The following is a 19563-nucleotide window of genomic DNA, read 5'->3' on the forward strand; positions in this document are numbered from 1 at the left end:
GGTGGCAATTGCCATCTCTTATTTTTTATAATTCCACTCATTACTTTCATACTTTTCTTTCGCTAACGTTTGAACTTCATGTAACTGTTCTTCTGTTAATTCATATGGAACAAGTTCGACATCCAATCCTTTTTCAAAGCCAACTTCAAACGCTTTAATTAACTGTTCTATCGTAAATGTACGGTCTGTTAATTCATTAATTGCTACTGCTTTAGAAGAGAACATACTCTTCATACGTTCTTTCACACGTTCATTTGGGAATAAAAATAGATCATATAGTTCATCTAAATCAATTTCTAATGGAATCGATCCATGCTGTAAAATAACACCTTTTTGACGTGTTTGAGCACTACCAGCAATTTTTCGTCCTTCCACTACAATTTCATACCAAGATGGTGCATCAAAACATACGCCGGAACGTGGATTTTTTAAATTTTCACGATCTGCTTCTGTTTTTGGAACTGCATAATATGCTTCTAACCCTAATGCCTTAAAACCATCTAATAAACCTTGCGAAATAACACGATACGCTTCTGTAACTGTTTTCGGCATATTCGGATGATCTTCAGACACAATAACACTATACGTTAACTCTTTGTCATGTAGTACACCCCTGCCGCCTGTTTGACGACGAACGAATCCATATTTCTTTTCGTTAACTACATCCATATTAATATCTTTTTCAACACGTTGAAAATACCCAACTGTTAATGTTGGTACCTCCCATTCATAAAAACGAATTGTTGGTGGCATTTTCTTTTCACTTTGCCAATTTAATAAACATTCATCTAACGCCATATTAAATGCCGGTGAACATTGACCAGAGTTAATATAACACCATTTTTCTTTTCCCATCCTGCACCTCATATAACCAATTATTTTTCACATTCTCTAGTCTACCAAATTCGACAAAATTTGTGAAAGAATACGAAATTTCTTCTTATATGCAAATGAATCTGTTGCATAAATACATAAGGGCATTATAATATTGAAAGTAGGATAAGAAAAAAGGGAGCGATAGAATCGTGTCAACAACTTGGATTATTTTATTAGCCGTAATCGTAGCATTTATCGGCTACACTGTATGGATGTACTTCTATCAGAAAAAATTAATTAAAACTCTTACAGAAGAAGAATTTCGCGCTGGCTACCGTAAAGCACAGCTTATCGATATTCGTGAAGCAGACGAATATAACGCAGGGCATATTTTAGGTGCACGTAACATTCCGTTATCACAAATTCGCCTTCGCCATAAAGAACTTCGTCAAGATCAACCTGTTTACTTATATTGCCAAAGCGGATTCCGTACAGGTCGTGCAGCGCAATACTTAAAAAAACAAGGCTACAAAGATTTCTACCAATTACAAGGCGGATTTAAATCTTGGACAGGCAAAATTAAAAAGAAATAATAACATACAAAAAACTAGCTGAATAAATCAGCTAGTTTTTTCATTTCATCTTATTCGCAATGTATAATAAATTCTGCTTGATTACCTTTTCATCGTTCTCTTCTACATTCCGATACAGCAGTTGATATTCAATTCCTTTCTCTTTCCATATAAGCGTAGCAAATTCGTCACCACGTTCATAATCATCTTTATTTTTAAAATAAGCAGACGTTCCATTATTCAGTTTCATTTGTTCTTGAAATCGCTTCTCTTCCACAAGATCCGGAAAACTATAAGGAAAGTTCGCGACATTTAACTCAATATACTCATTTCTACCTGGTTCTTTCTGTTTATATTTAATCGTTAAGACAGTGTTCTTTTTCCCAAGCGTTCTTACTTCCCCCTTCACATCACTTGTAATATCGTACGGTAAAAACGTTGGAACTTTAAACTTCACCGGAAAATATTTTGGAAGTTCCTTTAGCGGAATAGGATCCGTAACACGATCCATAGCTCCTCCCGTTGTTCCCACAAAGTGTTTTTCTTCTTGCATCGTTTGCTGAAACGAACACGAACTAAGCACGAAACTAGAAAACACGAAACAAATGATTCTTTTTTTCAATTTGTTTCCGCCCTTTCATATCGCTCTCTTAACGAACGAAGCGTTGATATTCTCTTCATATTCGCTTTGTCACCAAACTCCACCTTTGAAAACTTTCCACGTTATTCTCACACATTTTGACAACACTTTTTGCAAACAAAAAAGACCCCTATCATTCTTACGCCCAAGTGAAAAGGTTACGCGAATAAAAAGAAGTCTTATTAATACCATAGTTTGTGAAAAGCTTTTCAGGTCAAGATTTTTTCTTTCTTATTATTTTCCCTTTATAATAAGGGAAAGAGGTGATACATATGGCCAATATAAAACAAATTGCTAAAACTGCTGGTGTATCGATATCAACTGTTTCTCGTGTCCTGAATAATCACCCTTACGTAAAAGAAGAAAAGCGTAAGCGTGTTCTAGATGCTGTTGAAGAATTAAACTACGCAAAAAATATAAATGCTGTCCATTTAATAAGAGGGAAAACATATACAATTGGCGTTATGCTTCCTTTCATTAACCTCCCCTACTTCAGTACGATTATTGAAGGAATCGGAAACGAAGCGTTATTAGCTGGGTATCATATTAATTTATGTCAAACGAATTACGATAGCATTGAAGAAATTCGTGTTCTTGAAATGATGAAAATGAAACAATTTGATGGGATGATTATTTGCTCCCGAACGAGCTCTTGGGAACAAATCGAACCTTTTGCAAAATTTGCCCCTATTATTTCATGTGAAAAAATGAAGCATCCCCTCATTTCATCCATCTACGTAGATCATTATGAAGGTTTCCGTCTTGGTACTGCCTATTTACTAAGTAGAGGCCATGAAAAAATCGGAATTTGTTTAGCAAGAAAAACAAGTGTAAATTCCATGGAGCGCGAAAAAGCGTTCGCCGATACACTTCGTAACGAAGGGAAAACGTTGCATCCTGAATGGATTTTCCACCAATGCTATACAATGCAGGACGGAGCACAAATACTCCATCGTATTTTAAATATGAAAAATCGTCCAACTGCTATTTTCACAGCGAACGATCAAGTTGCAGCTGGTTTATTAACAGAGGCTCGAAAACATGGTATTCGAGTACCTGAAGACCTTGCTATCCTTGGATTTGATAATCATGAAATTTCAAAGGCATTAGAAATTTCCACAATTGAACATCCCGGTCTCGCAATGGGCTCACATGCTTTTTCTTTATTCCATAAGCAGATCCAAAGCGAGCAAATTGTCGGCAGTGCAAAAGAACTTTCATTCCATTTAATTGAGCGAGAGACTGTCTAAAAAGAGCGTTACTTATAACGCTCTTTCTCAGCTCTTCACCTATTGACTTTATATTTCCCATCTCATATAATGAACCTAACGAACGGTAGGTAGGGGATGAAAATGACAGCAAACCGCATTAAAGCTGTAGCACTTTCTCATTTCGCACGCTACGGCTATGAAGGAACTTCATTGGCAAATATTGCTCAAGAAGTTGGGATTAAAAAACCATCGATTTACGCACACTTTAAAGGAAAAGAAGAGCTATATTTCATATGCTTAGAATCTGCTCTTCAAAAAGATTTGCAGAGCTTCACAGGCGATATCGAAAGCTTTTCCAATTCGTCCACTGAAGAATTGCTTTTAAAATTATTAAAAGGGTATGCAAAACGATTTGGTGAAAGTGAAGAATCAATGTTTTGGTTACGAACTTCTTATTTTCCGCCTGATGCATTTCGCGAACAAATTATTAATAAAGCAAATGTACACATTGAAAACGTCGGAAAACTTTTATTCCCTGTATTTAAAAGAGCAAGCGAACAAAATGAGCTGCATAACATTGAAGTAAAAGACGCCTTAGAGGCTTTTCTATGCTTACTCGACGGTCTTATGGTTGAACTATTATACGCAGGTTTAAATCGTTTTGAGACACGTTTAGACGCTTCTTGGAAAGTATTTTGGCGCGGACTTTCAAACTGACGGATTGCTCCTTTGCAATGCGTCGTTTTTAAGCCCTTTACCTAACGACTGGTAGGAAGGAGAAATGACATATGGCATGGATTTATGTAATCATCGCTGGTATTATTGAAATATTTTGGGTGATTGGACTAAAAAAAGCAGAGGCACCACTTGAATGGGCTGGTGTTGCTCTATTAATTACAATTAGTTTCGTCTTATTATTTAGAGCTTATAAAGATTTACCTGTCGGCACTGTATACGCAGTCTTTACAGGAATCGGAGCTGGTGGAATCGTTCTTACAGAGATTTTCATCTTCGGAGAACCTTTCTCTATCGTAAAAGTTTTATTAATCGGTTTAATCTTCTTCGGAGTAATTGGTTTAAAACGAGTAACAGAAGAAAAAGAAGCGAAGGAGGCCGCATAAAATGGCTTGGGTATTTTTAATTCTAGCTGGTATTTGTGAAATTATTGGTGTACTCTTTATGAAAGTAGCCACTGAAAAGAAAGGCTGGGCACCAAAAGTTATTTTAATCGCTAACTTCGGCGTAAGCTTCTTCTTCTTATCTCTTGCGATGAACACATTACCGATGGGAACTGCTTACGCAATTTGGACTGGAATCGGAACTGCTGGAAGTGCACTTCTAGGCATTCTCATTTTCCGAGAATCAGCGGATTGGCGTCGTCTTGCTTTCTTAAGCTGTATTCTATGCGGCGCTGTTGGCTTAAAACTATTAAGCTAACGTGAGGTGAATGTCATGTGGAAAGAACAAGGAAAGAAAATATTAGCATGGATCACACTTGGTATCGTCATTCTATTACAAATAAGTTTTCATATAATAGAATCATTGTTTCATAAAGTATTATCCATTCTCACATTCCTTCCTAACATGACACTTGAAATTATATCAATTGTTTGGTCCATTATCGCCTCCATTGCAATCGTCATTATATGGAGTATCGCCAAACTATGGAATAAGTTATTAAAAAAGGACAGTACTTCTGAAAAAGAGTAACTGTCCTTTTTTATATTCATTCAGACTTTCTGTAGAAGTTAGATGTGATAAGACAAAACAGACCAACTATGGCAATACTTATACCAACCCTTTTATGTAAACTTGGAAATAACGGTGGTATATCCGAGTAAACATTTGCTAATATGAGACCGATTGAAAATAAAAATATTCCTATTCTATATAACCATTTTCTTTTGTTCATCATTCTCCCCTCCTAACATTTTTCATACACTCCTTTCTTTTGGACATACTACCTAAAAAAGGAGTGGATAATATGCAAAATTCTATACATAAGCAAATTCTATTTTTATTTTTCCTCTTTCTTATTCTCGTTATCGTTTTCAGCTTTATATTACATACTCCAAAAGATGTACCAAATAGCGTTTCTTTTTATAAACTACTGCTCTCGTATTGTCGTTATTGAAGAAGGTGCCTTTTTTAAGGCACCTTTTAAAATTCTCTTTTTTCATATATTTTTACTGAAACAAAGGTAGATGCTATGAACATGCACATGGAACTAATGAATAACAAGCTGTTGTATAGTTGAATTTGTTCTAAGTTAATTTGAAACAAAGCTTCTAAAACAACTATCGGTGCCATGAATATTACTATCGTAATGAAAATGGTTTTCTTATACCCTAGCCAAAAGGATATTGGTAAAACAAAACTTAAATACAATAAAATAAAGCTAATACTAGCAACCATTGTCGTTTCAATAAATTCAAATAAGTTAACCCCACTCTTCATTCCCATCGTGAAACAACCGACCGTTACACTTATAAAAAGAATAATAATTGCTACTATATATTTCGCATACACAATTTGTTTTCTCAATATTGGTAAACTATTTACTATAACTTCACTCTCATTTTTACTATCTGCTTCAAATGTTTTTACTGTTGCCCCAATTGTAATAATTACTGACATAATTATGAACAGATTTTCCGTATCTGTTAAGGCCATATAAAAGAAAACAGGATACAGTATGTACCAAATTAAAAATTTCCATTGAATGATGAAATCTTTTAAAATTAGTTGCTTGATCATGTATTACCCCTCCTAATATGAAAATGCCCCTTCTATAACTCTGCCTCCTGAAACATTTTCATTGAGAGAAACATTGATATGACTATACTTACTAACACTCCAATACCAAGAACACCCATTGCTAGTGTAGCCTCTTGAGAGTGGAGTACTTTTAGCATAATTGTTTTATCACCAAAAATATTGCACATAAGACCAATCATACCCATTAAAGGAAAAAGCATACTCAAATTTAAGACAGTAATAACTTTATATCCCCCAATGTAATTAGTCGGTATCGTTACTGCACAATAAATCAAAGTTGCTACTATTGCTGAAAATATTGCATACCCAGGCATAACTATATCTCTGTTCAATAAAATATTTCCTAATATTACGACTATAAAAGTTACACTCAAACCAGCCATAATAAATAATGAACTTGCAATATATTTAGCTATAACTATCTCTGTTCTCGTTATAGGCAAACTCACTAACACTTTTTCTGCTTTACTTTTCTCGTCATAATAAAAAGAAATATATATAATCGTACTACATGTTATAAATACTCCTATTGCAATCCCCATTGGTTCGACGGAATCCTTAAAAATAGATAAAATGGGTATTAAAAAATAGAAAGGAAACATCTTCTTCTGTAAGAAAAACTCCTTCAAAATCAATTGTTGCATATAAATTCTCCTCTCTATAAATCACGCGTTTCATAAATTTTAATTGTAAGAAACATAGAAACGATATAGACACTAGCTAATATCATTCCTCCAACTATAAATACACCAATATGTACTGGATTCATAATCCACTCACTGAATGAAGATGTTGTTTCATACAGCCCATCACTAATAAATATCCAAAGAATTACACCCACTCCTATTGATGCTGCTGATCCTATACTTCTTACTACCTTCGATTTTGTACCATAATAACTAGGGAAAAACGTGACAACAAAAAATGTGGCATAAACAGCTCCATTTATGACTTCATACCATGGAATTTCAATGTATAGATTAGGATGATATACACCGATATCACTAATAACCACAATACCCCTTATAAGAAAAACAACTAACATCGTAGAGAGAATGGCACCAACAATGAATATTGCACAGGAAATATATCTAGCAATTATGATATCCTTTCGACTTACCGGTAAACTATTTATAACAATGTCACTTTTATTTCTTTCATCCATAACGGTTAACGTCATAACCGATGAAAAGGTTATAAATAGACAACTCATTGGAAATAACAATTCACCACTTGCATCTAACATAAAGAACAAAAGGGGCATAACAAGATTCACTAACCAAATTACCCGAAAAAAGAACAAATCTTTATATACGAGCTGACGCATAGGCACCTCTCCCTTTCGCAGTGTAAACGATAATGTCATCTAATGTAGGCTTTTCTAGTACAACCTCATTTCCAAACCAATCGATAATTGTTTGTTTATCCTTCGCTAAACCTTCAAAACCAAATTTATTTTTTCGTAATCCAACAAATAGTTCTTTTCCTTCTCGGTCTAATAAATCATTACTTCCTTTTACGATTACGTAGTTCTCCATTAAGTCTTCTTTTTCACCAGTAAATATAATTTCTCCATCGTTGATAAACGTAATATAATCTGCAATGCGCTCTAAATCTGTTGTAATGTGCGTTGAGAATAATACGGATACTTCATCTTCCATTACAATTTCTTGCAACATATCAAGTAATTCACTTCGAACAACTGGATCTAACCCTGCTGTCGGTTCGTCCATAATAATAAACTCTGCGTGGTGCGAAAGTGCGATGGCAATCGCAAACTTCATTTTCATCCCTTTAGATAGCTCTTTAATTTTTTTATACTTTGGAACTTGCAATCTATGCATATACGATTGATACTGCTCTTCGTCCCACTTTTTATATAACGGTGCAATAATACGCTTCATTTGTTCACACGTTAAATCTTCGTAATAATGATTTTCATCATATACAAAACCAATATTTTGTTTTATGTCCTTTTCGGCTTTCTTATTGTCTTTGCCAAAAATTTTTATATCGCCGCTATCTTTTCTAATTAAATTCATAATCATTTTGATCGTTGTACTTTTCCCAGCACCATTTGGTCCGACAAACCCCATAATATATCCTCGTGGTAATGCAAAACTTATATTTTTCACTGCAAAATCTTGATAACTTTTACAAACATTTTTTAGCTCTAACATCTCTTATTCCCCCTTATATAAACACGCAATCATCTGCTGCAATTCTTCAAGTGAAAGCTGCAACACTTTACTTTCTTTTACGATTTCTTCAGCTTTACTTTCCAATAGGCGAAGCCTTTGTTCTTTTAATAGTTCATTATTTTTACGTGAAACATAAGTCCCCTTCCCAGCAACAGTTTCTATATATCCTTCTTTTTCAAGCTCCTCGTATGCACGCTTCGTTGTAATGACACTAATTTGTAATTCCTTCGCTAAGCTACGAATAGACGGTAATTGATCTCCACCCTTTAAACCGCCATTTAAAATAAGCTGGCTTAATTGTTTTCTTATTTGCACATAAATAGGGTCTTGGGAAGAATTCGAAATAATAATATTCATGTTTTCCTCCAGTGTGTGTATATACTGTGTATACCTTATATATACAGTATATACACACCATCCTATTTTTGGCAAGAAAAAAAGACCAACATTTTCCTGTTGGTCTTTCGTATATGTATCACTTTTCAAAGCGATCTAACATCTCGTCTCTCATTCCGAAACTTACTACTGCAATTCCTATATACATAAACAGAAGGAATGCCGGATGAACCGTGTTGTACCAGCTGCTGTCAACAATTAAGTAAATCGTTAATGCCACAACAAGAACAAACGCTAAGATAAACATATAAAAGTGTCTTGTACTACCCATGATAAACTCCTCTCTTCTCACTTCACCATTCAACAGTTTATTTTATCGAATAATTCGATATGACTCAAGGTTAACTTTCTGTTATGTAATCAAGTTCCACCTTTACAATGTCCTCACATGCTATTGAAATGATTGTTCCTTGTTTATCAATCGCCGTCACTTCTCTATTATCCATTACACGATTTGCTACTCTTTCTAACACTTTCCCTTGGTCTCGATAGCAAAATTCTTTTACATCTTTAATTGTTTCTCCATTTTCTAAATGGTATACCATTCTATAACATCGATATCCCACACTTTCACCCCCGTCTTGTTCGTTTTTTCACATATACATAAAAATGAGTAATCTTTGCCTCATCACATCTTCTTAATTTCAATAAAATTCTAACAAAAATAAATACTTTTATCAAACCGACTTTTTCAACAAAACTACCTATAAAACTACACCTTTACACCATTAGGAAACAAAAAATATATTTTTTTAACATTTTCTTCACTATTTCTGCATAAAGTGAAACTTTAATCAGTGGGGATTTTTGTTCATCCCCACTGATTATTAGTTGAACCAATCGGGCATTTACGGACAGTTTATCTCCCACCTGGCTTCTTTGCACCAGCTAAGTTTTGAGTTGGAAGTTTACTGTCCGTTAATGCGGGACAAATTATCCATACAAAAAAAGAACCCGCCTCAGCGAGTTCTTCTTTTGTTATTCTAATCAAACTTGTACAGGAGCTGGCTTTGCATAACGTAAAACTGGTTTACGTGCAGCCATCGTTTCGTCTAAACGTTTAATGACTGTCGTATGCGGTGCTTCTTGTACAACTTCTGGATTTTCTTCTACTTCTTTAGCGATTTGAATCATCTTATCAATGAAACCATCTAATGTTTCTTTTGATTCTGTTTCTGTCGGCTCAATCATAATACATTCTTCCACATTTAATGGGAAGTAAATTGTTGGTGGATGGTAACCAAAATCAAGCAGACGTTTTGCAATATCTAATGTACGTACACCAAGTTTCTTTTGACGACGACCTGATAATACAAATTCATGCTTACAATGTCTATCGAATGGAAGATCATAGAATGGCGCTAATCTTCTCATCATATAGTTCGCATTTAATACAGCATACTCCGTTACTGCACGCAAACCATCTGGACCCATAGAGCGAATATACGTGTATGCACGAACGTTAATTCCGAAGTTACCATAGAATGGTTTCACACGACCAATTGCTTCTGGGCGGTCGTAGTTGAAGTGATAACCACTTTCCGTTTTCTCTAAAATCGGTTTTGGTAAGTACGGAATTAAATCAGCTTTCACACCTACTGGACCAGAACCTGGGCCACCACCGCCGTGAGGACCTGTAAATGTTTTATGAAGGTTTAAATGCACAACGTCAAATCCCATATCTCCTGGGCGTGCTTGGCTTAATACCGCATTTAAGTTTGCACCATCATAGTATAATTTACCGCCTGCATTATGGACGATTTCTGCCATTTCTAAAATATTTTCTTCGAATAGACCTAATGTATTAGGATTTGTTAACATAAGTGCTGCTGTTTCTTCGTTTACAACACGTTTTAAGTCTTCTAAGTCAACAAGGCCATTTTCATTTGATTTTACTGTAATTGTTTCAAAACCAGCTACAGTTGCAGATGCTGGGTTCGTTCCGTGAGCAGAGTCAGGTACAATTACTTTCGTACGGTTAAAGTCACCATTCGCTTCATGGTATGCACGAATTAACATTAAACCTGTCCATTCTCCGTGTGCACCAGCTGCTGGTTGTAAAGTAACAGTATCCATACCTGTAATTTCAATTAAATGCTCTTGTAAGTCGTACATTAATTCCATTGCACCTTGTACTGTCTTTTCATCTTGCAGTGGATGAATATTTGCAAATCCTGCGAAACGAGCTACACTCTCATTAATTTTCGGATTATATTTCATCGTACAAGATCCAAGTGGATAGAATCCAGAATCAACACCGTGGTTACGGTTTGAAAGTGCTGTATAGTGGCGCATAATATCAAGTTCAGATACTTCTGGTAGCTCTGCATCTTCTACTCGAATATAATCGCTCTCAAACACATCTTCTAGTTTCACTTCTTCTACATCTAATTTGGGTAAGCTATATCCTATGCGTCCTTCTTTACTCACTTCAAAGATAAGTGCTTGGTCTTGATTCTTCATTGGATAGCCCCCATTTCGTTTACAAGTGTGTCAATTTCCTCTTTTGTACGAAGCTCAGTTACTGCTACAAGCATATGGTTTTCATGCTCTTTATAATCACGGCCTAGATCGTAACCACCGATAATATTCTTTTGTAATAATGCATCGTTTACTTCTTTCACTGGACGTTTGCAATCTACAACAAACTCATTGAAGAATGGTCCAGCAAATGTTACTGTGAAGCCTTTCGCTTCAAATTGACGTTTTGCATACTGTGCTTTAGAAATGTTTTGACGTGCCATTTCTTTCACACCCTGTTTGCCAAGTGCCGTCATTGCAACAGAAGCTGCTAATGCATTTAACGCTTGGTTTGAACAAATGTTAGATGTCGCTTTATCACGACGAATATGCTGTTCACGTGCTTGTAACGTTAATACAAATCCACGTTTACCATCTGAATCTACAGTTTGTCCAACAAGACGTCCTGGAATTTTACGCATAAATGCTTTCGTTGTTGCAAAGTAACCACAGTGCGGTCCACCAAACTGCGTTGGAATACCGAATGGTTGTGCATCACCGATTACAATATCAGCACCAAATTTCCCTGGTGGTGTTAATGCGCCTAATGATAATGGATTTGAAGAAACGATAAATAATGATTTTTGTTGATGAACGATTTTTTCAATATCAGCTAATTTTTCAACTTGTCCGAAGAAGTTTGGATATTGAACGATTACACAAGCAACTGTATCATCTACTTCACTTTGTAATACATCTAAATCTGTTACACCATCTTTATGATTAATTTCAACAACTTCAAGATTTTGACCTTTTGCATACGTTTCAAGTACTGCTCTTGATTCTGGATGAACCGCGCTAGATACAAGAATTTTCTTTTTGCGAGTATGGCCAGCTGCTAACATTGCCGCTTCAGCTAAAGCTGTACCCCCGTCATACATAGAAGAGTTTGCTACATCCATTCCTGTTAATTCACAAATCATTGTTTGGAATTCAAAGATTGCTTGTAATTCCCCTTGTGAAATTTCCGGTTGGTATGGTGTATAAGCTGTATAAAATTCTGAGCGAGAAATAACATGATCTACAATTACTGGAGCATAATGATCGTATACACCTGCTCCTAAGAAAGAAGCGTATTCTTTTAAGTTAGCATTTTTACTAGCCATTTGAGATAGCTCTTTTAAAAGCTCTGGCTCTGATTTTGCTTCTTTAATTTTTAAATCCCCTTTAAAACGAACACTCTCTGGAATATCAGAGAATAATTCATCGATCGTTTGAACGCCGATCGTTTGTAACATTTCTTTTTTGTCTTCTTCTGTCATTGGAAGATAACGATGCAACATGAAATCTACCCCTCTCCCCGTTACTTTGAACGTTTGTAAAATGGTGTTGGAACAACTACTGCTTTGACGCGTTTATTACGAATTTCAATTTCTACTTCTGTATCAACTGCTGCGTATTTTACATCAATTAGTGCTAAACCAATGCTTTTCTTTAACGTTGGAGATTGTGTACCACTTGTTACTTCCCCAATTTTTTCTTCACCAATAAATACAGGGTAATGCGTACGAGGAATTCCACGTTCGATTACTTCGATGCCGACTAATTTACGAGGCGCACCGTTTTCTTTTTGCTCTTTTAACGTTGCTTTTCCAAAGAAGTCTGCTTCTTTATTTGTTTTTACCGCAAAGCCAATTCCAGCCTCAATCGGTGTAATATCTTTTGATAATTCTTGTCCATAAAGTGGTAATGTTGCTTCGAATCGAAGTGTATCACGAGCACCTAAACCACATGCTTTTAAGCCCTCTTCTGCTCCAACTTCAAGAAGTTTCTCCCAAAGTTTTGCAGCATCTTCACTCTTACAGTAAATTTCGAATCCATCTTCACCTGTGTAACCTGTACGAGATACAAGTGCTGGAATTCCATCTACAAGAATATCGTTTTTAAATTTAAAGAACTTAATTTCTTTCAAATCTTCTGACACAACTTTTTGTAAAATGCCTTCTGCTTTTGGTCCTTGAATTGCAAGCTGTGCAACTTCACTAGAAACATTGACTACTGTCGCATCGCCAATTACATGACTTGCTAACCATTCGTAATCTTTCTCGATATTTGATGCATTGATTACTAATAAATAGTCTTCTTCACCACGTTTGTAGATTAATAAATCATCTACTGTACCACCATTTTCGTAGCACATAGCTGTATATTGTGCGCCCCCTACCTTTAAGGTAGATACGTCATTTGTAACAACACGTTGTAAAAATGCTAAACTATCTACACCTTTTACTTCAACTTCTCCCATATGAGACACATCGAACAAACCTGCAGCTGTACGTACAGCTTCGTGTTCTTCTTTAATGCTTGAAAATTGAACTGGTAATTCCCAACCACCGAAGTCGATTGTTTTCCCACCATACTTCGCGTATACATCAAATAACGGTGTACGTTGTAATGTAATCATGCTCTCTCCCCCTTATGCTTTGACAAATCAATAAAAGTTGCTTCCCTTTTCTAAACATTTTCATTCTGAAAAGATAGGATATACGGAATCTCATTATATTTTTTTATGAAAGCGTAAATAAAAAATCACTTTCTTGGATAAAATACGAAAGATTCCACACATTTCACACCATTATCCTAACATCATTCGCTATATTTCATCAATATTCTAGCATAAAAAATAATTTAGAATTTTTTATGTTAAAACACAATAAATACAGCTTTTGAGATTTAATACTTTATTATTGTCTATCATATAGCCTTTAATAACGATAATTATGCCTTCTTTTAAGGCAAATCATCATACATTAAAAAATAATTACTTTAGTTTATAAAAGGTGGGAGAGTCGTAATGAATGTCGATATTTCCGTAGATCGGACGTGGCAAAACAATTTTTTAAATAGAATTGATGAAGATGGTCCTTGGACAAACTGGGATTTATATCACTTAGCTTATGAAACAGAAAAATCGTTACTTGTTCCTACTTTTGATGGACTACAAGCACCGAAACATTTATCCCATTTCACACCGCTTCCGCATCAATTAGAAGTCGCTCAAAATGTAATTGAACAAATGAATGGTAAAGCGATTCTAGCAGATGAAGTAGGTCTTGGAAAAACAATCGAAGCTGGACTTATTTTGAAAGAATACATGGTCCGCGGGCTTGTGAAAAAGGTACTTATACTTGTCCCAGCTTCTCTCGTATCACAATGGGCATACGAGCTGAATACAAAGTTTTTCATTCCCGCTGTAGCACAAAAGAAAAGCTACTCGTGGGAACAAGCTGACGTAATCGTATCATCAATTGATACTGCGAAACGTTCACCACATCGCGATATCGTGTTGAACTTAGAATATGACCTTATTATTATCGATGAAGCACATAAACTGAAAAATAATAAAACAAAAAACTATGAATTTGCACAACGATTAAAAAAGAAGTTTTGTTTATTACTAACCGCTACTCCTGTTCAAAATAAGATTGATGAAATTTTTAACCTTGTTTCTTTATTAAAACCAGGACATTTAGGCAATCAATCCAACTTTGAAGAATATTACGCTTCCAAAAATCGTTCAGCCGAATCAGATGAAGACTTAAAAGCTCTCATTAATAAAGTAATGGTGCGAAATAGACGACATAATACCGGTATCGATTGGCCGAAGAGACATGTACGTACAATTTTTGTTGAGTTTAATGAACAAGAACAAGCTCTATATAATGATATCGAAAATTGGCGAGGACAAGACGCCTTCACATCTGCTTTCTCATCGTTAACGTTAAAACGGGAAGCGTGTAGTAGTCGTGAGGCTGTTTACTATTCATTGAAAAAGCATGTAGAAAAAAGACAGAAAGAAAATGAACATTATATAAAAGATCCACATATCGATGTGCTAATGGACAAAATTAATCATATTCCTTTCAACTCGAAAGCAACTAAAGCTCTAGAGCTTATAAAAGAAATTGACGATAAAGTCGTCATTTTCACGGAATACCGAGCATCACAGATGTACTTACAATGGTTTTTACAACAACACGGTATTTCTTCTGTCCCATTCCGCGGCGGATTTAAACGCGGGAAGAAAGATTGGATGAAGGAACTTTTCCAAAATCGTGCCCAAGTGTTAATTGCAACGGAAGCTGGCGGAGAAGGCATTAACTTACAGTTTTGTAGCCATATGATCAATTATGATTTGCCATGGAATCCAATGCGTCTTGAGCAAAGAATCGGACGTATTCACCGTCTCGGTCAAAAGAATGATGTTCATATTTATAACTTAGCTACAAAGCATACTGTTGAAGAACATATTCTGAAACTGTTATATGAAAAAATCAACTTATTCGAGCGTGTTATCGGTGAACTCGATGAAATTTTAACGAGAATTAATATGAAAAACATCGACGCGCACATTCAAGAAATTTTCGCGCAATCAAAAAGCGAAGGTGAAATTAGAATTAAGATGGAAAACTTAACATCTATAATCGACTTTGCGAAACGAAATGAAGCTGAGGTGCAAGGCTATGCAGCAACATGAAATTCATAATTACTTATACAATTTCTTTGAGGCGAATAACTGTGAAATTTTAGAACGTTCTCCTCATTTATTAGATGTACAGTTAACAATTGAGATGGATAAATTATTAATGAATCGCCCTTTTTATTGGCACTATCTTGAGAAAACAGGAGGCGTACCGAATCCGATGCGCCTTACTCTTATTACAAATCCAGAAAATGAAGAAAATGATGGTGAGCTTATTCACTACGGTTCACCACGTCTACATCAAATTTTCCAAACGACAAAAGAATTAGGCTCTTACATACGTTTATATGAGGATGTAAGACATAATGGGGCAACACATACACCGCTCCACCCTTGGCTCGGTATTAATATAAAAGTTTCCTATCAATGTGATCGAAAAAAAGACATCCTTCACTCGATTGGTATTCATCTCATTTCTGGAACAATGATGGCAAACTTTCATGAAACATTAACAAACATTAAACTTACACCAAAAATACCTGATTTTTGTTTTACGCTCTCGCCCATCATTAAACCTCAAAGTGGTTTACAACGCATAGAAGACGCTTTAAAAAATATAATTGCAGAAGATGACCATACGTGGGCAAAAGAAGCAAGAGTGCGTTGGAATCATGATTTAGACCTTTTAAACCGTTTTTATGAAGAAAGTGACGAACTTCCTGAGAGCTATGAAATTGAAAAACAAGCTCTGCAAGAACAGTATGAACCACGTATTACAGTGCAAATTATTAACGGTGGACTCTTTTATGTTACCGCGAATCATTTTCTATCAAAATAAAGCTCCTTCTGCTTTAGAAGGAGCTTTATTTCGAGTTACTCTCTATCCTCATTACGCTCTTGTTGTTTTTGCTTTGCCATGCGTTTTTGATACGCACGATCCTTCGCGCTCACATGATTTGCATCAGTTGGAAGATTTTCTTTCGAACGTCCAATTCCATTGCTCATCTTTCCCACTCCTTTTTACGTTTTTCAGAATACATGTTTATTTTCAGCTAGAGTTACAATCCTTATACAAAAAAATAAGAGCAGCCATTGGCCACTCTTACTCGCTCACATATTTTTGAAACATATCATGGATGCCTTTATTTACTAGGTTCGAGATCTGCTCGTCAGATTTATTCGGATAACGATCACGCAATCTGATAGATGCCTTCACCATTAAATTTTCTAATACAGAACGGCCACCTTCTCCATAAATAATTTCAGCATATTTAACAAGCCTTCCATCCTCTACTGTTGCTGGATTATGATTGAAGAAAAATTTACTCATTGTCTCCACCTCTCTCTTTTGATAACGTTTACATTTATATAGATTATTTATGTTATTTATTTCACAATATTGTATGCATGTATATTTAATTAGTTTCATTATAAAGCAACATATCGAGAGTAAATATGTGATTTTCCGTCCATTTTGTGAACAAACTAAAAATGAAAGCGTTTCCTTTATTATATACTAAAAAAACTTACCACGCTAGGGGCAATTTTTTTCAATCTACTAATCCCTCAAAAATTGATATATTTTTTCTTTTCCCATTAAACCTTATACAATTTTCAGAAATTATATTATAAAATATATGTATGACTTAAGGAGGCTTTGTATGAATCAAAATAAAAAAGCTATATTAGATCTTGTCTTTTATCTCGTAATCCCATTCCTCATTTGGAAATTTGCAAAACCTTATATCGATCCTTATTACGCGATGTTACTTTCCTCTGTTCCGGGGATTATTTATACACTGTATACCTTTAAAAAAGAAAAACAGTTTAACGTGACAGGGTTCTTTATTTTAATTACACTCATTTCTAATACAACGGTAGATTTATTATCTGGGTCAGCTGAACGAATGTTGTGGAATGATGCATATTATCACATCGTACTCGGTATTATCGTCATCTGTACAATTTTCATAAAAAAACCACTCATGTTATATTTCGCTGCGGATATTGCAGCACTGCAAGGTCATGACCGTGATAAAAGTCGTGAGCTGTATCGTGATAGTCGTATATATCCAGCACTGCAATATTTAACGTTATTTTTCGGGCTACAATTTATATTAAAAAGCTTTTTAAAAATTTATTTCATCTCTGTTTTTGGTGTAGATGGCTACGGTGAAATGAGAGCGATTATGACCGCTGTCGGATGGGGTATTTCTATTTGTATCGGAATAGGGTTCGTATGGGTGAACAATAAAATACATGCCGTTACGGAAGAACAAGAATCCGTGCAGTAAACAAAGATGCCCTAGTGTATTACGACACTAGGGCATCTTTATTTTGCTAGACATATGACTAAAATTTAACTTGATTTTTTTCTTTTACTTTTTACATTTCGATAAAACAAAGCAGCACTCAGCGGCATAACACCAAACCACTTATTCATAAATGGCTCTTTTTCAGCACGGCGTTGTTCTTTCTTTTGTTTTCGATCTTCTTTTGGAGCATCCATATACGACACAAACTGCTGCGTCACAAAGCGAACATAATCATTAGTAGACATATTATCATCACCTCTACTTGATTAGTATGTCCACTTTTTTATACATTAATCTTTTCCCTTAATTCATTCATAATTTGCTTTACAGACTTATTTGTCGTATCGATATGAATATGAGCCTCTTCATAATAAGCTCGGCGTAATTCAAATTTCGTTACAAATGCATCTATATCTTTCTTTTGAAATAGTGGACGTGTCGTATCTTCACGAAGCCTTTCTGCAATTACATGCGGATCACAATATAAATACACGACAGTTCCGTTCTCTTTCATCCACTTGCGATTTTCTGCTCGTTCAATAATTCCCCCACCAGTTGTAATAATGACATTATGGACTGGTAGCGAACGTAACATTTCGCTTTCATATTCCCGAAAAGCCATTTCGCCTTCTTCGGCAAAAATATTTCGAATTGCCTTCTCTTGCTTCTCTTCGATTTTTTGATCAGTATCTACAACATCCATTTGAAGTTCTTTACTTAACGCTTTTCCAATTGTTGTTTTCCCTGCTCCCATGTAGCCGGTTATGTATATAGATTTCATTTTCTGTCCTCTCAATCGTCATTTATTAATTGTTATTATAACGAAAGATGCTACTTTGTTTAATAAAAAAACGTTTTGTTCTTATACTATGAAGAACAAAACGTAACATTCGCTTTTACTTATAAGTACCTCTTCTCACCCACTGCGTTGCAATCCATTTCTCGCCTTTCGTTACAGGTGCCCCTCCGTGTAACGTAAGCTCGTTTAATGATTGATCTTGATAAAAATACTCAAAGTATACTGCCATTCCCTTTCTAGGGTGTACAGAAAGATTTAATTTTGGGAAGTACGTTTCGCCGCCTTCTTCTACATCATTTAAGTACATTACAAGCGTACTAATACGATTGTTAGCAGCTGATCTACTATGTTCCGCAAAATAATCATAGTGTGCTTTATATTGTTGATCCACTTCATAATTTAAAATGTGCAATCCTTCACCATGCGACGCAGGAACATTCATGATAGATGAAATTCGTTTTTCAATCTTTGAAGTAAATTCATTATCTTCCAAAAATGCACCGCTACTTGTTCGAATATCATTTACATCACGTGATGAACCAATTTTAGAACGCTCCATTTTATTTTTAGACATTTCAATCAATTCATCACATTCTTCATCACTTAGTACATTTGCTAATACGACAATAAGAGGTTCTTCAAATTTTGAAATAATGTGTATTTCTCTATCTTCTGTCATAATCGTATTTCCTTTATGATCAAAAATAGTTTGTTCCTTATTTTCACCTATTTGATTGTTGTTTGTCATTTCCCTATTCTCCCTAAAAATAATGATTGGATAGCATGAATATATCATATTCTTTCTACCTTTCTCTTTTTTGAGAAAATTTAAACTTTTAATCATTATATTTATCCATTTCTTCTAAAAAATCAATTTAATTTACAATAGGAA

At 35.1% G+C, this 19563-nt stretch carries 28 protein-coding genes; 10 read left to right on the top strand and 18 right to left on the bottom strand.

From position 1 onward, the window contains the following. Window positions 1–18: 18 nt before the first annotated feature. On the bottom strand, window positions 19–855 hold the full coding sequence (locus ACTFN4_RS03490; RefSeq protein WP_000514081.1) for a lipoate--protein ligase family protein: 837 nt from the start codon (window positions 853–855) through the stop codon (window positions 19–21). Window positions 856–1025: 170 nt separating this feature from the next. On the opposite strand from ACTFN4_RS03490, the gene ACTFN4_RS03495 reads away from it, so the two are divergent. Beyond that, entirely contained in the window at window positions 1026–1409 is a 384-nt protein-coding gene (locus tag ACTFN4_RS03495) for a rhodanese-like domain-containing protein (RefSeq protein ID WP_000108653.1), read from the top strand. Window positions 1410–1449: 40 nt separating this feature from the next. Here the strand turns inward: ACTFN4_RS03495 and ACTFN4_RS03500 are convergent, their stop codons facing one another. Further along, window positions 1450–1986: a hypothetical protein gene (locus ACTFN4_RS03500; protein ID WP_033666640.1), complete on the bottom strand. Its 537-nt coding sequence runs from the start codon at window positions 1984–1986 to the stop codon at window positions 1450–1452. Window positions 1987–2300: 314 nt separating this feature from the next. Here ACTFN4_RS03500 and ACTFN4_RS03505 point away from each other — a divergent pair, with 314 nt between their 5' ends. The 5 genes from ACTFN4_RS03505 (at window position 2301) to ACTFN4_RS03525 (ending at window position 4949) form a co-directional block, all read left to right on the top strand. Beyond that, window positions 2301–3278 carry a LacI family DNA-binding transcriptional regulator gene (locus tag ACTFN4_RS03505; RefSeq protein ID WP_001273985.1) on the top strand — a complete coding sequence of 326 codons (978 nt, stop codon included), beginning with the start codon at window positions 2301–2303 and terminating at the stop codon, window positions 3276–3278. A gap of 96 nt (window positions 3279–3374) precedes the next feature. Beyond that, window positions 3375–3956 carry a TetR/AcrR family transcriptional regulator gene (locus tag ACTFN4_RS03510; RefSeq protein ID WP_141536526.1) on the top strand — a complete coding sequence of 194 codons (582 nt, stop codon included), beginning with the start codon at window positions 3375–3377 and terminating at the stop codon, window positions 3954–3956. Window positions 3957–4027: 71 nt separating this feature from the next. After that, the gene (locus tag ACTFN4_RS03515) at window positions 4028–4360 is read left to right on the top strand and encodes a DMT family transporter (RefSeq protein WP_000312339.1); all 333 of its coding nucleotides are present in this window, start codon (window positions 4028–4030) and stop codon (window positions 4358–4360) included. 1 nt (window position 4361) lies between these two features. Then, on the top strand, window positions 4362–4676 hold the full coding sequence (locus ACTFN4_RS03520; RefSeq protein ID WP_000312623.1) for a DMT family transporter: 315 nt from the start codon (window positions 4362–4364) through the stop codon (window positions 4674–4676). Between the two features lie 15 nt (window positions 4677–4691). After that, entirely contained in the window at window positions 4692–4949 is a 258-nt protein-coding gene (locus tag ACTFN4_RS03525; RefSeq protein ID WP_000265430.1) for a DUF3975 family protein, read from the top strand. A 16-nt stretch (window positions 4950–4965) separates the two neighbouring features. Here the strand turns inward: ACTFN4_RS03525 and ACTFN4_RS03530 are convergent, their stop codons facing one another. The 11 genes from ACTFN4_RS03530 to gcvT form a co-directional block, all read right to left on the bottom strand. Continuing rightward, window positions 4966–5154, bottom strand: a complete 189-nt coding sequence (locus tag ACTFN4_RS03530; protein ID WP_002164431.1) for a hypothetical protein — start codon at window positions 5152–5154, stop codon at window positions 4966–4968. Window positions 5155–5399: 245 nt separating this feature from the next. Further along, on the bottom strand, window positions 5400–5993 hold the full coding sequence (locus ACTFN4_RS03535) for an ABC-2 transporter permease (protein WP_080016442.1): 594 nt from the start codon (window positions 5991–5993) through the stop codon (window positions 5400–5402). Window positions 5994–6028: 35 nt separating this feature from the next. Beyond that, the gene (locus tag ACTFN4_RS03540) at window positions 6029–6661 is read right to left on the bottom strand and encodes an ABC-2 transporter permease (RefSeq protein ID WP_001186551.1); all 633 of its coding nucleotides are present in this window, start codon (window positions 6659–6661) and stop codon (window positions 6029–6031) included. A gap of 14 nt (window positions 6662–6675) precedes the next feature. Further along, complete coding sequence (locus ACTFN4_RS03545; protein ID WP_001249555.1) at window positions 6676–7344, bottom strand: ABC-2 transporter permease; 669 nt, start codon at window positions 7342–7344, stop codon at window positions 6676–6678. Then, a complete protein-coding gene (locus ACTFN4_RS03550) occupies window positions 7325–8197 on the bottom strand; it encodes an ABC transporter ATP-binding protein (RefSeq protein WP_000891311.1) in 873 nt (290 codons plus the stop codon). The genes ACTFN4_RS03545 and ACTFN4_RS03550 overlap by 20 nt, the downstream gene beginning before the upstream one ends. Before the next feature lie 3 nt (window positions 8198–8200). Next, window positions 8201–8575, bottom strand: a complete 375-nt coding sequence (locus ACTFN4_RS03555; RefSeq protein ID WP_001021349.1) for a GntR family transcriptional regulator — start codon at window positions 8573–8575, stop codon at window positions 8201–8203. A gap of 118 nt (window positions 8576–8693) precedes the next feature. Then, the gene (locus tag ACTFN4_RS03560) at window positions 8694–8885 is read right to left on the bottom strand and encodes a hypothetical protein (protein WP_000535933.1); all 192 of its coding nucleotides are present in this window, start codon (window positions 8883–8885) and stop codon (window positions 8694–8696) included. Window positions 8886–8955: 70 nt separating this feature from the next. Further along, entirely contained in the window at window positions 8956–9159 is a 204-nt protein-coding gene (locus ACTFN4_RS03565; protein ID WP_000262496.1) for a DUF3929 family protein, read from the bottom strand. Between the two features lie 442 nt (window positions 9160–9601). Further along, window positions 9602–11077: an aminomethyl-transferring glycine dehydrogenase subunit 2 gene (gcvPB, locus tag ACTFN4_RS03570; RefSeq protein WP_000795703.1), complete on the bottom strand. Its 1476-nt coding sequence runs from the start codon at window positions 11075–11077 to the stop codon at window positions 9602–9604. Next, entirely contained in the window at window positions 11074–12417 is a 1344-nt protein-coding gene (gene gcvPA, locus ACTFN4_RS03575; RefSeq protein WP_000903240.1) for an aminomethyl-transferring glycine dehydrogenase subunit 1, read from the bottom strand. Before gcvPA ends, gcvPB begins: the two co-directional genes overlap by 4 nt. Window positions 12418–12437: 20 nt before the next feature. Further along, window positions 12438–13538, bottom strand: coding sequence for a glycine cleavage system aminomethyltransferase GcvT (gene gcvT, locus ACTFN4_RS03580; RefSeq protein WP_000631769.1), 1101 nt, complete (start codon window positions 13536–13538; stop codon window positions 12438–12440). Between the two features lie 390 nt (window positions 13539–13928). Here gcvT and ACTFN4_RS03585 point away from each other — a divergent pair, with 390 nt between their 5' ends. Both ACTFN4_RS03585 and ACTFN4_RS03590 read left to right on the top strand, forming a co-directional pair. After that, window positions 13929–15611, top strand: a complete 1683-nt coding sequence (locus ACTFN4_RS03585; RefSeq protein WP_001100040.1) for a DEAD/DEAH box helicase — start codon at window positions 13929–13931, stop codon at window positions 15609–15611. Further along, a complete protein-coding gene (locus ACTFN4_RS03590) occupies window positions 15598–16395 on the top strand; it encodes a YqhG family protein (protein ID WP_001183964.1) in 798 nt (265 codons plus the stop codon). Before ACTFN4_RS03585 ends, ACTFN4_RS03590 begins: the two co-directional genes overlap by 14 nt. A 35-nt stretch (window positions 16396–16430) precedes the next feature. Here ACTFN4_RS03590 and ACTFN4_RS03595 read toward each other — a convergent pair whose 3' ends face one another. Together ACTFN4_RS03595 and ACTFN4_RS03600 are read right to left on the bottom strand one after the other, a co-directional pair. Next, the gene (locus tag ACTFN4_RS03595; protein ID WP_000064668.1) at window positions 16431–16562 is read right to left on the bottom strand and encodes a hypothetical protein; all 132 of its coding nucleotides are present in this window, start codon (window positions 16560–16562) and stop codon (window positions 16431–16433) included. Between the two features lie 97 nt (window positions 16563–16659). After that, window positions 16660–16887, bottom strand: coding sequence for a hypothetical protein (locus ACTFN4_RS03600; RefSeq protein WP_000032702.1), 228 nt, complete (start codon window positions 16885–16887; stop codon window positions 16660–16662). 73 nt (window positions 16888–16960) lie between these two features. Between ACTFN4_RS03600 and ACTFN4_RS03605 the strand changes: the two genes are divergently transcribed. Beyond that, window positions 16961–17077, top strand: a complete 117-nt coding sequence (locus tag ACTFN4_RS03605) for a GTP pyrophosphokinase (protein ID WP_071741173.1) — start codon at window positions 16961–16963, stop codon at window positions 17075–17077. Window positions 17078–17218: 141 nt separating this feature from the next. Beyond that, complete coding sequence (locus ACTFN4_RS03610) at window positions 17219–17851, top strand: VC0807 family protein (RefSeq protein ID WP_001073111.1); 633 nt, start codon at window positions 17219–17221, stop codon at window positions 17849–17851. 65 nt (window positions 17852–17916) lie between these two features. Here the strand turns inward: ACTFN4_RS03610 and ACTFN4_RS03615 are convergent, their stop codons facing one another. The 3 genes from ACTFN4_RS03615 to ACTFN4_RS03625 all read right to left on the bottom strand — a co-directional run bounded on the left by ACTFN4_RS03615 (window position 17917) and on the right by ACTFN4_RS03625 (window position 19419). Beyond that, window positions 17917–18117, bottom strand: coding sequence for a YqzE family protein (locus tag ACTFN4_RS03615; RefSeq protein WP_000106083.1), 201 nt, complete (start codon window positions 18115–18117; stop codon window positions 17917–17919). 38 nt (window positions 18118–18155) lie between these two features. Continuing rightward, a complete protein-coding gene (locus tag ACTFN4_RS03620) occupies window positions 18156–18653 on the bottom strand; it encodes a shikimate kinase (RefSeq protein ID WP_078187083.1) in 498 nt (165 codons plus the stop codon). A gap of 115 nt (window positions 18654–18768) precedes the next feature. Further along, on the bottom strand, window positions 18769–19419 hold the full coding sequence (locus ACTFN4_RS03625; RefSeq protein ID WP_000183856.1) for a 2OG-Fe(II) oxygenase: 651 nt from the start codon (window positions 19417–19419) through the stop codon (window positions 18769–18771). Window positions 19420–19563 lie beyond the last annotated feature (144 nt).

The sequence above is a fragment of the Bacillus cereus group sp. MYBK95-2 genome (assembly GCF_051915225.1).
Taxonomy (GTDB): domain Bacteria; phylum Bacillota; class Bacilli; order Bacillales; family Bacillaceae_G; genus Bacillus_A; species Bacillus_A cereus.

Bases quoted from the DNA above. Each gene is read 5' to 3' on its own strand.
- ACTFN4_RS03490 (WP_000514081.1), bottom strand. From the start codon at position 855: ATGGGAAAAGAAAAATGGTGTTATATTAACTCTGGTCAATGTTCACCG.
- ACTFN4_RS03505 (WP_001273985.1), top strand. From the start codon at position 2,301: ATGGCCAATATAAAACAAATTGCTAAAACTGCTGGTGTATCGATATCA.
- ACTFN4_RS03510 (WP_141536526.1), top strand. From the start codon at position 3,375: ATGAAAATGACAGCAAACCGCATTAAAGCTGTAGCACTTTCTCATTTC.
- ACTFN4_RS03515 (WP_000312339.1), top strand. From the start codon at position 4,028: ATGGCATGGATTTATGTAATCATCGCTGGTATTATTGAAATATTTTGG.
- ACTFN4_RS03520 (WP_000312623.1), top strand. From the start codon at position 4,362: ATGGCTTGGGTATTTTTAATTCTAGCTGGTATTTGTGAAATTATTGGT.
- ACTFN4_RS03525 (WP_000265430.1), top strand. From the start codon at position 4,692: ATGTGGAAAGAACAAGGAAAGAAAATATTAGCATGGATCACACTTGGT.
- ACTFN4_RS03530 (WP_002164431.1), bottom strand. From the start codon at position 5,154: ATGATGAACAAAAGAAAATGGTTATATAGAATAGGAATATTTTTATTT.
- ACTFN4_RS03540 (WP_001186551.1), bottom strand. From the start codon at position 6,661: ATGCAACAATTGATTTTGAAGGAGTTTTTCTTACAGAAGAAGATGTTT.
- ACTFN4_RS03545 (WP_001249555.1), bottom strand. From the start codon at position 7,344: ATGCGTCAGCTCGTATATAAAGATTTGTTCTTTTTTCGGGTAATTTGG.
- ACTFN4_RS03550 (WP_000891311.1), bottom strand. From the start codon at position 8,197: ATGTTAGAGCTAAAAAATGTTTGTAAAAGTTATCAAGATTTTGCAGTG.
- ACTFN4_RS03555 (WP_001021349.1), bottom strand. From the start codon at position 8,575: ATGAATATTATTATTTCGAATTCTTCCCAAGACCCTATTTATGTGCAA.
- ACTFN4_RS03560 (WP_000535933.1), bottom strand. From the start codon at position 8,885: ATGGGTAGTACAAGACACTTTTATATGTTTATCTTAGCGTTTGTTCTT.
- ACTFN4_RS03565 (WP_000262496.1), bottom strand. From the start codon at position 9,159: ATGGTATACCATTTAGAAAATGGAGAAACAATTAAAGATGTAAAAGAA.
- gcvPB (WP_000795703.1), bottom strand. From the start codon at position 11,077: ATGAAGAATCAAGACCAAGCACTTATCTTTGAAGTGAGTAAAGAAGGA.
- gcvPA (WP_000903240.1), bottom strand. From the start codon at position 12,417: ATGTTGCATCGTTATCTTCCAATGACAGAAGAAGACAAAAAAGAAATG.
- gcvT (WP_000631769.1), bottom strand. From the start codon at position 13,538: ATGATTACATTACAACGTACACCGTTATTTGATGTATACGCGAAGTAT.
- ACTFN4_RS03585 (WP_001100040.1), top strand. From the start codon at position 13,929: ATGAATGTCGATATTTCCGTAGATCGGACGTGGCAAAACAATTTTTTA.
- ACTFN4_RS03590 (WP_001183964.1), top strand. From the start codon at position 15,598: ATGCAGCAACATGAAATTCATAATTACTTATACAATTTCTTTGAGGCG.
- ACTFN4_RS03595 (WP_000064668.1), bottom strand. From the start codon at position 16,562: ATGAGCAATGGAATTGGACGTTCGAAAGAAAATCTTCCAACTGATGCA.
- ACTFN4_RS03600 (WP_000032702.1), bottom strand. From the start codon at position 16,887: ATGAGTAAATTTTTCTTCAATCATAATCCAGCAACAGTAGAGGATGGA.
- ACTFN4_RS03605 (WP_071741173.1), top strand. From the start codon at position 16,961: ATGCATGTATATTTAATTAGTTTCATTATAAAGCAACATATCGAGAGT.
- ACTFN4_RS03610 (WP_001073111.1), top strand. From the start codon at position 17,219: ATGAATCAAAATAAAAAAGCTATATTAGATCTTGTCTTTTATCTCGTA.
- ACTFN4_RS03615 (WP_000106083.1), bottom strand. From the start codon at position 18,117: ATGTCTACTAATGATTATGTTCGCTTTGTGACGCAGCAGTTTGTGTCG.
- ACTFN4_RS03620 (WP_078187083.1), bottom strand. From the start codon at position 18,653: ATGAAATCTATATACATAACCGGCTACATGGGAGCAGGGAAAACAACA.
- ACTFN4_RS03625 (WP_000183856.1), bottom strand. From the start codon at position 19,419: ATGACAAACAACAATCAAATAGGTGAAAATAAGGAACAAACTATTTTT.